Source organism: Pectobacterium sp. IFB5596 (genome assembly GCF_021432585.1).
Lineage (GTDB): Bacteria > Pseudomonadota > Gammaproteobacteria > Enterobacterales > Enterobacteriaceae > Pectobacterium > Pectobacterium punjabense.
This window is the reverse complement of the sequence record NZ_LXFY01000023.1, coordinates 379,652-392,397: the sequence shown is the minus strand read 5'-3', so window position 1 is coordinate 392,397 and position 12,746 is coordinate 379,652. Positions and strand designations below refer to the sequence as shown.

Sequence of the window (12,746 nt, the reverse complement as noted above, 5' to 3'; positions counted from 1 at the left end):
TATCGTGGTGGTCAGCGAATAATATTGAGGCGATCACAGAAATGAATTGACGGGAAATATTTTAATAAATTTCCGCGTAAATTAAAATATCAATCTTGATACTTTATTTTAAATATTTTTAACGGCTCGTTATTGATACTTTATTTAATTATCGAGTGATAAAAAATGAACAATAAATAAAATAAAAAGCAGATGAAATAATAAACGCAAATTTTCTGATGTCACGCGTAATGATGGTTTTTCTCTTTTAGAGGGATGTACTGTCGATGTTGTTCCTGTTTTTGTATCCCATTGCGCGGTAGTCTACTGCGCGTTACCCGGCAGATCGCAATCCGCCGGATAACAGCCGCCGATCGTCAGGCAGTCAGTTTTTCTTCTGCCCACGCCAGCCCGCTGTGGTATTCCTCTGGTAATAGAGAAGCCAACGATTGCAGTGTGTGCTGCAATTGTGCGGTGTCTGACGACGGTAGATTGAGGTGTCCTACTTTGCGGCCAGGACGAACCTCTTTCTCATACCAGTGCAGATGCACCAGCGGCAACGCCAACCAGTCGATATTTACATCGGTTCCGATCAGATTGACCATCACCGAAGGGGTTTCGACGACCGGTACTGGCAGCGGCAGATCCAGAATGGCACGCAGGTGGAGCTCAAACTGGCTGATCGACGCACCATTTTGCGTCCAGTGTCCGCTATTGTGTACGCGTGGCGCCAGTTCGTTAATGAGCAGGCGATCGCCGACAATAAAGCATTCCATCGCCATCACGCCAACATAGCCCAGCGCATTCATAATCGCGGACAGCATCTGCTCAGCCTGCTGTTGCAGCTGCGGATCGGGCTGAGGGAAAGCCACGCTAGTGCGGAGAATGCCATCCTGATGCAGGTTATGAGTGAGCGGATAGAACACGCATTTGCCATGTGCATTACGAGCGCCAACCAGTGAGACTTCGCCAGAAAAATTAATCCCTTGCTCAACGATGCACTCGCCATAGCAATCAGCAGGCAGAGTCTGCTGTTCGCCGTCACGCAAGCGCCATTGTCCACGGCCGTCGTAACCGCCGACGCGGCGTTTAACGATAGCGAGCTCACCGAGTGAGGAGAAGACGTGTGACCATTCATCGGCGCTGGCCAGCAGCTGCCAGGGGGCGGTTGCCAGATTCAGCGAGTCCAGCAGCTGTTTTTGCGTCAGGCGATCGGCCAGGCGTGGGAAAATGTCGCGGTTCGCAAACGCCGTGTGTTCGGCCAGCTCGCGGGTGAGGGCGGTTTCCGGCCAGCGTTCGATCTCGGCAGTAATCACACTGTTATGAAACGGCACCGACTCCGGCTCTGCATCCAGCCCAACGGGATAAACGGCGATCCCTAACGGTTCGCCTGCCTGGCGGAGCATTCTGCCTAACTGACCATTGCCTAATACGCAGACCGGTTTCATGCCTCCTCCCGCGGATCGGGATGAGACAGCACATCATCAGTTTGCGCCTGACGCCAGTTGGCCAGCCGGGTGGCGATGTCGTTATCATGCAGGGCAAGAATTTGTGCGGCCAGCAGAGCGGCATTCGCTGCACCAGCCTTGCCAATTGCCAACGTGCCGACTGGGATGCCGCGCGGCATTTGGACGATGGAGTACAGGCTGTCTACACCGCTCAGCGTTGAACTTTGTACGGGTACGCCGAGCACGGGAACCAGCGTTTTCGCTGCCAGCATACCCGGCAGGTGTGCTGCGCCGCCTGCGCCAGCGATAATCACATCAAAACCATTTTTTGCCGCCTGCTCAGCGAAGCTAAACAGCTTATCTGGTGTCCGGTGTGCAGAAACGACTTCGGTATGAAAAGGAATGTTCAGCGTGGTGAGGATTTCCGCAGCAAACTGCATAGTGGCCCAGTCACTCTTTGAACCCATGACGATGGCAATTTTAGCCGGGGCAACGTTGGATGACATGCCTGTGACGCTCCTATGATTGTACGTGTTCGTGACGCGGTATACCCGTCATACTTCAAGCCGCATGTGCGTTGTCAATACTCGGCTCACTTTGAGCCTCGCCCTAAAGGGTCGCCGCAAGCGGCGTTCAAATCGGCTAAGCCGATTTGTCCTTACTCACCCCAGTTACTTACTCGTGTAAGCTCCTGCGGTTGCCTCGTTACGAGGTCCATAAATGAACCTCGCCCTAGCGGGCCAACACTTTGCGTTGTTCAAAACGATAACGTTTTGTCCTGCAACTCGAATTATTTAGGGTAACCAATATTGCGTCGGCCAGACAGAGAGGGTCTGGCGTTGAGGGCGTAGAGCATACCACGCCATTATGGCGAGGAAAACGGTTGCGTATGCGGAAATACAGGGGGAACTAGGTGAGAGGCCGTTAAGTCAATGGCAGAAAACGTATTAAAAGGGGAAGGAAATCAGTTCGATATTTTGTGGCGTGACCTTAATCATCGACCCTTCTTCATGCCAGGCGCCGAGAACAGCACGACGGCCATGAGAATCACCGAGAGAGACTTGGTGGATGGCTGGCCGGTGAGTATGCCCGTGGATCATCGTCTTCACCTGATAGTGCCGTAAGCGGCCAATCACCTGCTCAGGATTCACATCCATAATCTGCTGCGATTTCTTCTGATTCTTCTGCTGGCTGGTTGCCCGCATCTTCGCAGCGATTTTCACACGTAATGATAAAGGTAAAAGCAGGAACAGCCGCTGAATGAACGGGTTATGTACCCGGCGGCGAAATTTTTGATAGGCCAAATCGTCAGTGCACAAGGTATCGCCATGCAGAATGAGGATTTTCTGCCCGTAGAGGTCAACGATATTTTCTGTTGATAGCAGTGTCAGCCCGCTTTGTTGGGCGAAACGCTTGCCGATCAAAAAATCACGGTTACCGTGCACGAAATAACAGGGAATGCCGCGCTGATGTAATGCATACAGCTCAGCGGCGATGGTCGCATGCAGAGGTTGCGGATCATCGTCACCAATCCAGGCGTCGAACAGGTCACCGAGGATGTACAGCGCATCGGCATGAATGGCGTCCTGGCGTAAAAAACGCAGAAAACCGGCGGTAATCGCCGGTTCATGAACGCTTAAATGCAGATCGGCAATGAACAGCGTTGCCATGCAGGTCGGATTATTCGCTGACCGTTACGTGGGTAATCACCACGTCTTCCTTCGGTACGTCCTGATGCATGCCGCTGCGGCCTGTTGCCACGCCTTTGATTTTATCAACGACGTCCATACCGTCGGTCACTTCAGCGAAAACGCAGTAGCCCCAGCCATCGGCACGTTCTGAACGGAAGTTCAGGAAATCGTTATCAACGAGGTTGATAAAGAACTGGGCTGTTGCAGAGTGCGGATCGTTAGTGCGAGCCATCGCCAGCGTGCCACGCGTATTTTTCAGGCCATTGTTGGCTTCATTTTTGATTGTCGCGTTGGTTTCTTTTTGATCCATACCGGGAGCGAAACCACCGCCTTGAATCATAAAACCATTAATGACACGGTGAAAAATCGTGTTGTCATAAAAACCGCTGCGGCAGTAGTTCAGGAAGTTTTCTACGGTAACTGGCGCTTTGTCTGCAAACGTATTAATAACGATATCGCCGTGATTGGTATGAAGCGTAATCATAATAATGAACCCTAGATAGCCTTAGTGATTAAGAGTGCTGTCCACAAAAGACGGTGAACAACAAGAGCGCTGTTATAGCATAACTGGTCGATTGAGTCAGTATTTCGCTCTTGCTGCTGTTTGGCGACGATGGGTGTGATTGAAAAATCGTATAAAAATGTGTACTACTCTGATTTAGGTAATCGCTGGGAAAGGAGAACGGTGGCTAGGTGTGCATTGATGAACACATTAATCATGTAATGTGGACTTTTAAAAGCAAATAAATTGATTGAGTGGTCAACTTATGGTTAATTTATTTGAATGATATTTTTATTGCCCCAGATCAATGTTTTGCGTAATCAACGTATTCTTTTTTTTCAGCTCAGATTAATCTGAGAGTAACTCTTATTTTCCCAAATAACTCTAAAGAGATAGGTGAACTATGCTGGGTATTCTGGATGGTATCAATCGTTTATTAGACAAACCGGATTTTGGCAAGCTGTTTCTGCGCGTATCTTTCAGCGTTTTGATGCTGTTCCACGGGTGGCATAAAGTGCACGGCGGAATTGGTGCGATTGAAGGTATGCTGACCAATGCTGGGCTGCCTGCTTTCATTGGTTACGGTGTCTATGCTGGCGAAGTCATCATACCGATCCTGATGATTTTAGGGATTTTTACGCGTCCTTCCGCACTGATTTTTTCCTTCACCATGCTCGTCGCGACGTTGCTGGTTCACCCTGATGGTTTCTTCACGCTGGCAAAAACCGGTGCCTGGGGTGTTGAAGGCACGGCTGTGTTCTTCTTTGCGGGTATCGCTATTGCCTTGCTTGGTAGTGGTAAATACTCTGTGATGTCGAACCCACGCTGGCGCTGATTGTTTTTTCATCAATAACGCCAGTTGCGTGAAATGGCCCGGATCTTCCGGGCCATTTCATTTTTATCCTTTCTCTCTTATTCCCTCTTCTTATTAACCTTGCAATACAGTAGGGTTCAGGTTTCAATACGCCGTTAGGGTGTAAACCCTGAATGTATTGATGTTACTAGCGCTAACCGCGACGGTAATTGACCTATCGAGTGAACACGATTTTTCTTGTGAAGACCATTTTTTGTGAAAACCATTTTTTTATAAAAACACTGGAACGCCCTGATGCTAAAGATTTTTAATACGCTGAGTCGCCAAAAAGAGGAATTTAAACCTATCCACGCCGGGCAGGTGGGAATGTATGTGTGTGGCATCACCGTTTATGACCTGTGTCATATCGGTCACGGGCGTACTTTCGTGGCGTTTGATGTGGTGGCGCGCTATTTGCGGTATCTGGGATATTCACTGAAGTATGTGCGTAATGTCACCGATATTGACGACAAAATTATTAAGCGTGCGATCGAAAATGGGGAAACCAGCGACCAATTGACGACTCGTATGATCGCAGAAATGCATGCTGATTTTGATGCCTTGAATATTCTGCGCCCGGATGCTGAGCCGCGTGCGACGCACCATATTGCCGACATTATCGAAATGGTGGAAACGCTGATTGCCCGCCGCCATGCCTATGTCGCGAGTAATGGTGATGTGATGTTCTCTGTTGATACTGCTCCGGGCTATGGCGTGCTGTCTCGTCAGGATCTGGATCAGTTGCAGGCTGGCGCGCGCGTTGAAATTACCGAAGTGAAGCGTAACCCGATGGACTTCGTACTATGGAAAATGTCCAAGCCGGGTGAGCCTCATTGGTCTTCTCCGTGGGGAGAAGGGCGTCCTGGTTGGCATATCGAATGTTCTGCCATGAACTGCAAGCAGCTCGGCGAGCACTTTGATATTCACGGCGGCGGTTCAGATTTGATGTTTCCGCACCACGAAAACGAGATTGCACAATCCAGCTGTGCGCACGATGGTCCGTATGTGAACTACTGGATGCACTCCGGTATGGTGATGGTTGACCGCGAGAAGATGTCAAAATCACTCAACAATTTCTTCACCGTGCGCGATGTGTTGGCGTACTACGACCCGGAAACCGTGCGCTACTTCCTGATGTCAGGCCACTACCGTAGCCAACTGAACTACAGTGAAGATAACCTGAAACAGGCACGTGCGGCGTTAGAACGCCTGTATACCGCATTGCGCGGCACGGATCTCAGCGTTGAGGCGCACGGCGGTGACGAGTTTGAAGCACGCTTCCGCGAAGCGATGGACGATGATTTCAACACGCCGGAAGCTTACTCGGTGTTGTTTGATATGGCGCGCGAAGTCAATCGCCTGAAAGCGGAAGATGTGCTGGCGGCAAACCAACTGGCATCGGCGCTGCGTAAACTGTCTGGCGTGCTGGGTCTGCTGGAACAAGATCCTGAGCAGTTCCTGCAAAACGGTGCGCAGGTGGATAACGATGAAGTGAAAGAAATCGAAGCGTTAATCCAACAACGTAAAGATGCACGCGCGGCGAAAGACTGGGCGCTGGCCGATCAGGCACGCGATCGGTTAAACGAAATGGGAATTGTGCTGGAAGATGGCCCGCAGGGAACGATCTGGCGCCGTAAGTAATCCTTTCTCTCAGCCAACACACTTTCAGTCAATAAAAAGCCCGCAAGTATAAATCGCGGGCTTTTTATTTCGGCATCATCGACGGGATAAGGGTTACTCGGCGATGGTTACCTTCTCGCCATTGAACTGAACGGTTTGCCCGGCGAAGATTTTGCAGCGCTTGCGTGTTTCCGTCTGGCCGTCAACGGTCACGTCACCTGCGGCGATAGCCAGCTTGGCTGTTGCGCCACTTTCACTCCAGCCCAGCAATTTTAAGAGATCGCACAGTTCAACGTGCGGATGTTTTTCAAGATTAAAGGTTGCCATAAATTCCTGCTTATCGGTGTTTGACTCGCCCATCATTCGGCGTGGTCATGGTACTCTTCACACGCCTGTAGCGTATTTTGAATCAGTGTGGCAACGGTCATAGGGCCGACGCCGCCCGGCACAGGGCTAATGTAAGACGCTCGTTCCTGCGCCGTTTCAAATTCCACATCGCCAACCACTTTACCGCTTTCCAGACGGTTGATACCCACGTCCAGCACGATTGCGCCCGGTTTGATCCATTCGCCAGGGATGAAGCCCGGTTTGCCCACGGCGACAACCAATAGATCGGCATTCTCAACATGGTGCCGCAGATTTTTGGTAAAACGGTGCGTAACGGTGGTGGTACAGCCTGCCAGCAACAGTTCCAGACTCATCGGGCGGCCAACAATGTTGGATGCGCCAACCACAACGGCATTCAGTCCGAAGGTGTCGATATTATAACGCTCTAGCAGCGTGATGATGCCGCGTGGCGTACAAGCGCGCAGCAGTGGCGCGCGCTGGCACAGACGACCCACGTTGTAAGGATGGAAGCCATCCACATCTTTACTTGGTGCGATACGCTCAATTACTTTGGTGTTATCGATGCCTTCCGGCAGCGGGAGTTGAACCAGAATACCGTCAATCGCCTGGTCAGCGTTGAGCCGATCGATAAGCGCCAGCAGCTCTGATTCCGTGGTGGTGATGGGTAAATCATAAGAGCGGGAGATAAAGCCGACTTCTTCACATACCTTACGCTTGCTGGCGACATAGATCTGTGACGCTGGATTCTCGCCGACCAGTACAACCGCCAGACCTGGTGCGCGTTTTCCTTCAGCTAAACGCTGCGTGACTCGTGCGGCAACTTCGTCTTTGACCTGCTGCGCAATCGTTTTACCATCAATAATCTTTGCTGCCATCTGAGATGATACCCATCAATTTGAAATAGGGGGAGATGGCCGCTATTTTGTCAGAACCTGCGCGTGCTGTCAGGCATTGCGTCAACATTAATTCCAATTGCCCGCGCTATTCACTGACCTCAAACCGGTTTTTACCCCCATTTTTGGCGCGATACAGTGCGGCATCGGCAATATCGACAACGGATGCTGCGGTTGGCGGTGGGTTATCGACGCAGAATACATAGGCTCCGGCGCTAATGGTGACGATTTTTTCTGGAAATAGCGTCATGTCGTGAGGGATCTTTTCCTTTCGCACTGCATCCAGTACGCGCTGAGCGAACGTGGCGGCACCTTGCTTATCGGTGTCGGTGATAATAATAGCGAATTCTTCTCCGCCGTAGCGGGCGACTAAATCTTCTTTACGCTTAGGCATGTTGCTCAGGACGTTACCAATCTTACGCAGACACTCATCGCCAGCCACGTGCCCATAGTGGTCATTATATTTCTTGAAGGCATCGACATCGATCATGATCAGCGCCATACACTGCTGCGTGCCTGCAATCCGCAAGAGCGTTTGTTGCAGGAAAATATCAAACTGACGGCGGTTAGCTAATCCCGTCAGGCCATCGAACAGCGCCAGCGTTTGCAGGGTGTGGTTAACCGACGTGAGCTCATCACGCACGATGGTTAAATCGATCTGATTTTTTAAATTCATGCGAATCTGCCGCAGGACGATCAGGCCGAGCAGAGTGATAGTGAACAGCAGAATGAGCGTAATGACACCGTAGACCAGACGGTCGGCTTTCCACTTGTTGAGCACTAACCCAAGATCGAAGCCCGCTGCGATGACGATGGGGTAACGCTTTAATTTTGTGTAACCGTAAATTCGCTCGATGTGGTCGAGCGTCGAGACAAACGTCGCCGTTCCGCTTTCGGACTGTTTTAGATGTTCTGAAAAGAGCGGACCGTTGGACACATTGCGGTTGACGTATGAATCGTCGTAAGGCCGGCCATAGAGAATCCGACCATCGGAAAGCAGGATGGCGAGCACGTCCATATTCCCCATGGAGTAGTAGCCATAATACTGTTTGAAATAGTTCAGCGAGAGGGTGGCGAGCAGCACGCCGTTAAAGCTACCGTCTGGTTTACTGATGCGCATGGAAACGGGAATGATCAAATCCCCTGTGGAGCGGCTTTGAATCACGCTGCCGATGTGCATGTCTTTGCTGACGTTGCTTTGGTGATATTTAAAATATTCTCTGTCGGCGTTATTGGCGTTGGCGGGTTTGGTTCCCCCCGAATTCACCAGCCATTCGCCTTTCTCATCGTAGATGAAGATGCCATGCAGCTGTGGCAGAGTGGATTTTCTGCTTTTTAAAATATCGCCGAGCCTGGCTATTTGTGCAGGTGATAAGCCATCTTTGTCGATACGTTCTTGTAAATCTTGTAACAGGATATCGACTTGTAAAAACGTATCTTCAGCATGGCGCGCCAGCGACAGAGACAGATTTTTGGCGTTTCGCTCTGTGGAATCAATAAGCTGTTGGTGAGAGTTGAATACAGCCCACCCGTTTAGCGCCACTACGGTGGTGACGATGAATAGCATAAAGACAATCATCAGTTTTTGCAGCGGCATTTGGTAGTAGTTGGCTTTGCTGTGCGTGCTGACCCTCATTGTTCTTCCCATCCTTAGCCAGAAAGATGACTGATGATAAGTGTAGACGTTTCTGCCGCTTGCGCTGGGATTGATGAAATTAGCTTATGTTTTTGCAGGACATCATTTTCGTACTGCGGTTGGATAGTCTTTTTTGGGCTCTGTGCTCCGCAGCGGGCTGCGTAATAGCAACCCGTCTTTTCGATGGCAACACTGTCCCGCAAGAAGCAATAGAAAAGCTTTGGTAATCAGCTTAAATCAACATTCTTACTGCCAAACAGCCAGGTCAGGATGAAACCGGCAATATAAGAGATAATAATGCCGGCGATATAAACTAGCATGCCTGCAAATATGCCTTTTGCTGACGTCATCAGAGGAATCGCGACCAATCCAGAAGGGCCGAAGACGGTATTCAGTCCTACTGGCAAGCCCATCCAAGCCACCAGACCGACAAAGAATCCCCCTACAGCACCGCCCAGGCAGGCGGTCACAAACGGCTTCAGGCGCGGCAACGTCACGCCATAAATGAGTGGCTCCCCAATCCCCAGCAGGCCAGGGAGAATGGCTCCTTTAATCTGAGTGCGCAACAGCGAACCTTTTGGCGAACGAACAAACAACGCTAACGATGCCCCGACTTGCCCAGCACCCGCCATCGCTAGAATTGGGAATAGCGAATTAAACCCTTGTGCATCCATTAACGCGAAATACACTGGCACAAACCCCTGATGAATGCCGAAAACCACGCTAATCAGAAATAGCCCAGCCAGTATGGCGGTGCCGAACGGGTTGCCGTTAAGATGCATAAACAGCCATGACATCCCCTTAAACAACTCGCCCCCCACGGGCATAATCACCACAAAAGTAATCGCGCCCGTGATCAACAAGGTAATCGATGACGTCAGGATCATATCCAGGTTATCCGGTATCACCCGACGCACTTGCCGTTCAATCCATGCCCCTAACATGCAGGCCAGCAACACACCAATAATGTTACCGCGCGGATCGATAACCATGCCAAAGAAGTCACCCATCCCAGCGTAATAGCCAACAGTGCCTTCTGGAACGTAGCGTAAAATAAACAGCGACGCGATAATCGCGCCATTCACGCCAGTCCCCCCAAAGGCTTTCTGAGTGTTATGACCAATCAGAATGCTCAGGAAGGTAAACAAACCGATGCTGAATACTTTCATGTAAGCGATCAGGCTTTTCAGCCAAGCGGCTTGAGTCACGCCATCAACGACCAGCGTTTGTTGCAGTAGCGTTGCAATCCCTAGCAATAGCCCTGCTGCAATAAAACCAGGGATCAATGGGGTAAAAATAGTGGCGAACTTGGTCAAGAAATTATGTATCGCACTATTTTGTTTGGCTTTCATCTGTTGCTTGTTCTGGCTAGTCAAGGACTGCAAATCTGCTTGCTCGTTGCTGCCCGGCTGTTGCCGAGGTTGCTCACTCAACAGCGCATTCATCATTTCGCTGGCTGTCTGGGCTTTACCTGGGCCGAGGATGATCTGCAATTGATCGTCACCGTTAACTACCCCTAACACACCCGGTATTTTCTTCAGGCTATCGAGCTGTATTTGCTCGCGGTCACGCAACGTCAGGCGCAGACGGGTCATACAGTTACCGCAGATAATGATATTTTCACTACCGCCGGTGAGCTGTAAAATCTGCTCTATCATAGAAACGGTTATTTTCGCCATGGTTATACCTGTATCCCCTGTAAGGCTTTACGAATAAAGCCGTTGTTCTTGCTTAACGCTGCGGTAGCCTGCTGCGCTGTGAGGCCGCCTAGGATCATGACAATCGCGGTTTTACAGTGGCGCTGGCATTCATTGAGTACGCTTTCAGCTTCTTCTGGGCTGCATTCTGTGGCTTCTACCACAATGTTGACTTGGCGTTGCACCAGCTTGGCGTTGGTGGCTTCAACATCCACCATCAGATTGCTATAGACCTTGCCGCTGCGGATCATTGCACTCGTGGTGATCATGTTAAGGATCAGTTTTTGCGCCGTTCCTGCTTTCATGCGTGATGAACCCGTGACGACTTCAGGGCCAACTACGGGCTCAATGGCAATATCTGCGGCCTTGCTCATTTCACTGTTCTGATTACACGAGATAGCGGCAACCGTTGCCCCGACATGGCGTGCGTAAGCCATTGCGCCTAATACATAAGGTGTGCGGCCACTTGCGGCGATCCCCACCAAGACGTCACGCGAGTTGAACTCGATATTACGCAGATCCTGTTTCCCCATTTCAGGGTTGTCTTCTGCGTTCTCAACCGCCTGTAGAATCGCCGTATGTCCACCAGCAATCAGGCCGATAACCTGTTCTCGCGGTGTCCCGTAGGTGGGGGGGCACTCGCTTGCATCCAGAATTCCCAGACGTCCAGAAGTGCCAGCACCGCAATAAATCAACCTGCCCCCGTTGGCAAAAGCCTCAGTGACCAAATCCACTACTTTGGCAACGTCTGGCAGCGTGGCTTCCACCGCTAAGGAGACTTTTTTATCCTCCGCGTTGATCACCGCAAGCATTTCCAGTGTTGACAGCGTATCAATCTGAGAGCTGGCCGGATTGCGGCTTTCGGTCATCATCTGGCTTAAATTAATCTTCATTCGGGCTTCCAGGTCATTGGGTTTTCGGCAATGTTAAGGAATTATTTATTCATGGAGTGTGATTTTTATCACGGCAAATCTATTCTTGTTTTTGGTTTGATGAGGAATAAATACCGAATAAAAAAAGTGAATTGAAAAATATTTTCAATATTTTCATATAAATAAGTTGATGGAATGAAAGGTGTTACTACTGGAATAATCTATACCCGAAATAATTCGAGTTTCAGGACAAAGCGTTAGCGTTTTGAACAACGCACATGCCACTTGAAGTATGACGGTGTGTTACAAGTAACGGAGATATTTTTCATGTCAGTGTTAAATGAGATCGCTTGGCTGCTACCTGAGTTAGCTGAAAGACAGCAAAAAATTGCGCAATACATTCTGGATAATCCAGAGGCTATTCTGAGCATGTCCTCTTCCCGCTTTGCCGAAAACGCTGGGGTGAGTCAATCTGCTGTCATCAAGTTTAGCCAGAAGATCGGTATGAAGGGCTTTCCTGCGCTTAAGATTGTCATCAGTGAAGAACTGGGCAGAAACAACCAATTTAAAACTTACCCGCATAAGGCGTTGCATAACGCGATCTCGTCTGAAGATTCGCTGATGGTGATGGCGCAAAAACTGGCACATGAAAAAACGGCCGCGATCATTGATACCACCAAAAAAATAAATTTCCCAATATTTCAGAAAGTTGTCGATATTATTAATAACGCCCAACGGGTGCAGATTGTCGGCATTTGGGGGTCTGGATTAACAGCAAAAGACCTGAGCTACAAACTGCAAAAGATAGGTATTCTTTGCTTAGCAGAAGCAGACCTTCATGTTCAACTCACCACCGCGCAGGCTCTGACGCCGAAGGATGTACAGATCGTGTTGTCGTTCAGCGGCAAGCGCAAAGAAATGCGCATAGCCAGTACCATGGCAAAAGCGCAGGGGGCGACGGTCATCGCCATTACAGGTAACAAGGAAACCCCTCTGGCCAAACTTGCCGATTATGTGCTGGAAAGTATTTCTGATGAAAATGAATGGCGCAGCTCTTCGATATCATCACGGACGGCGCAAAACACCCTGACAGATTTGATTTTCCTGGCGCTATTGCAGAGACGAAAAGAAATAGCCAAACCACTGGTACTTAACGCCAGTATGACCATAAATAATCTGGACGAAACGTTGTTGAATAAATAGTTTT

Annotated in this window: 12 protein-coding genes; 3 read left to right on the top strand and 9 right to left on the bottom strand. The window is 49.9% G+C overall.

Annotation, left to right across the window (positions count from 1 at the left end; all coding sequences use genetic code 11):
• Positions 1-356: 356 nt before the first annotated feature.
• The 4 genes from purK to ppiB form a co-directional block, all read right to left on the bottom strand.
• Positions 357-1,427 carry a 5-(carboxyamino)imidazole ribonucleotide synthase gene (purK, locus tag A6301_RS15460; RefSeq protein ID WP_107170857.1) on the bottom strand — a complete coding sequence of 357 codons (1,071 nt, stop codon included), beginning with the start codon at positions 1,425-1,427 and terminating at the stop codon, positions 357-359.
• On the bottom strand, positions 1,424-1,933 hold the full coding sequence (purE, locus tag A6301_RS15455; RefSeq protein ID WP_234258178.1) for a 5-(carboxyamino)imidazole ribonucleotide mutase: 510 nt from the start codon (positions 1,931-1,933) through the stop codon (positions 1,424-1,426). Before purE ends, purK begins: the two co-directional genes overlap by 4 nt.
• A gap of 441 nt (positions 1,934-2,374) precedes the next feature.
• Complete coding sequence (gene lpxH / locus A6301_RS15450; RefSeq protein ID WP_234258177.1) at positions 2,375-3,097, bottom strand: UDP-2,3-diacylglucosamine diphosphatase; 723 nt, start codon at positions 3,095-3,097, stop codon at positions 2,375-2,377.
• Positions 3,098-3,107: 10 nt separating this feature from the next.
• On the bottom strand, positions 3,108-3,602 hold the full coding sequence (gene ppiB, locus A6301_RS15445) for a peptidylprolyl isomerase B (RefSeq protein WP_005970048.1): 495 nt from the start codon (positions 3,600-3,602) through the stop codon (positions 3,108-3,110).
• Between the two features lie 421 nt (positions 3,603-4,023).
• Between ppiB and A6301_RS15440 the strand changes: the two genes are divergently transcribed.
• Both A6301_RS15440 and cysS read left to right on the top strand, forming a co-directional pair.
• Positions 4,024-4,455 (top strand): DoxX family protein, encoded by a 432-nt coding sequence (locus A6301_RS15440; protein ID WP_107170854.1) that lies wholly within the window; start codon positions 4,024-4,026, stop codon positions 4,453-4,455.
• A gap of 273 nt (positions 4,456-4,728) precedes the next feature.
• On the top strand, positions 4,729-6,114 hold the full coding sequence (cysS, locus tag A6301_RS15435; RefSeq protein WP_107170853.1) for a cysteine--tRNA ligase: 1,386 nt from the start codon (positions 4,729-4,731) through the stop codon (positions 6,112-6,114).
• 93 nt (positions 6,115-6,207) lie between these two features.
• On the opposite strand, the gene ybcJ is transcribed toward cysS, so the two are convergent.
• From ybcJ to murQ, 5 genes are all read right to left on the bottom strand, one after another.
• Positions 6,208-6,420 carry a ribosome-associated protein YbcJ gene (gene ybcJ / locus A6301_RS15430; protein ID WP_137740310.1) on the bottom strand — a complete coding sequence of 71 codons (213 nt, stop codon included), beginning with the start codon at positions 6,418-6,420 and terminating at the stop codon, positions 6,208-6,210.
• A 32-nt stretch (positions 6,421-6,452) separates the two neighbouring features.
• Positions 6,453-7,316 (bottom strand): bifunctional methylenetetrahydrofolate dehydrogenase/methenyltetrahydrofolate cyclohydrolase FolD, encoded by an 864-nt coding sequence (gene folD, locus A6301_RS15425; protein ID WP_107170852.1) that lies wholly within the window; start codon positions 7,314-7,316, stop codon positions 6,453-6,455.
• 106 nt (positions 7,317-7,422) lie between these two features.
• Positions 7,423-8,970, bottom strand: a complete 1,548-nt coding sequence (locus A6301_RS15420) for a sensor domain-containing diguanylate cyclase (RefSeq protein WP_107170851.1) — start codon at positions 8,968-8,970, stop codon at positions 7,423-7,425.
• A gap of 227 nt (positions 8,971-9,197) precedes the next feature.
• Positions 9,198-10,649 carry a PTS N-acetylmuramic acid transporter subunit IIBC gene (gene murP / locus A6301_RS15415; protein ID WP_107170850.1) on the bottom strand — a complete coding sequence of 484 codons (1,452 nt, stop codon included), beginning with the start codon at positions 10,647-10,649 and terminating at the stop codon, positions 9,198-9,200.
• Positions 10,650-10,651: 2 nt separating this feature from the next.
• Positions 10,652-11,560 (bottom strand): N-acetylmuramic acid 6-phosphate etherase, encoded by a 909-nt coding sequence (murQ, locus tag A6301_RS15410; protein ID WP_107170849.1) that lies wholly within the window; start codon positions 11,558-11,560, stop codon positions 10,652-10,654.
• A 306-nt stretch (positions 11,561-11,866) separates the two neighbouring features.
• Here murQ and A6301_RS15405 point away from each other — a divergent pair, with 306 nt between their 5' ends.
• Positions 11,867-12,742 (top strand): SIS domain-containing protein, encoded by an 876-nt coding sequence (locus tag A6301_RS15405; protein ID WP_107170194.1) that lies wholly within the window; start codon positions 11,867-11,869, stop codon positions 12,740-12,742.
• The last annotated feature ends 4 nt before the right edge of the window (positions 12,743-12,746 follow it).

Excerpts from the sequence above, each read along its gene's own strand:
- purK (WP_107170857.1), bottom strand. The coding sequence starts at position 1,427 with ATGAAACCGGTCTGCGTATTAGGCAATGGTCAGTTAGGCAGAATGCTC.
- purE (WP_234258178.1), bottom strand. The coding sequence starts at position 1,933 with ATGTCATCCAACGTTGCCCCGGCTAAAATTGCCATCGTCATGGGTTCA.
- lpxH (WP_234258177.1), bottom strand. The coding sequence starts at position 3,097 with ATGGCAACGCTGTTCATTGCCGATCTGCATTTAAGCGTTCATGAACCG.
- ppiB (WP_005970048.1), bottom strand. The coding sequence starts at position 3,602 with ATGATTACGCTTCATACCAATCACGGCGATATCGTTATTAATACGTTT.
- A6301_RS15440 (WP_107170854.1), top strand. The coding sequence starts at position 4,024 with ATGCTGGGTATTCTGGATGGTATCAATCGTTTATTAGACAAACCGGAT.
- cysS (WP_107170853.1), top strand. The coding sequence starts at position 4,729 with ATGCTAAAGATTTTTAATACGCTGAGTCGCCAAAAAGAGGAATTTAAA.
- ybcJ (WP_137740310.1), bottom strand. The coding sequence starts at position 6,420 with ATGGCAACCTTTAATCTTGAAAAACATCCGCACGTTGAACTGTGCGAT.
- folD (WP_107170852.1), bottom strand. The coding sequence starts at position 7,316 with ATGGCAGCAAAGATTATTGATGGTAAAACGATTGCGCAGCAGGTCAAA.
- A6301_RS15420 (WP_107170851.1), bottom strand. The coding sequence starts at position 8,970 with ATGAGGGTCAGCACGCACAGCAAAGCCAACTACTACCAAATGCCGCTG.
- murP (WP_107170850.1), bottom strand. The coding sequence starts at position 10,649 with ATGGCGAAAATAACCGTTTCTATGATAGAGCAGATTTTACAGCTCACC.
- murQ (WP_107170849.1), bottom strand. The coding sequence starts at position 11,560 with ATGAAGATTAATTTAAGCCAGATGATGACCGAAAGCCGCAATCCGGCC.
- A6301_RS15405 (WP_107170194.1), top strand. The coding sequence starts at position 11,867 with ATGTCAGTGTTAAATGAGATCGCTTGGCTGCTACCTGAGTTAGCTGAA.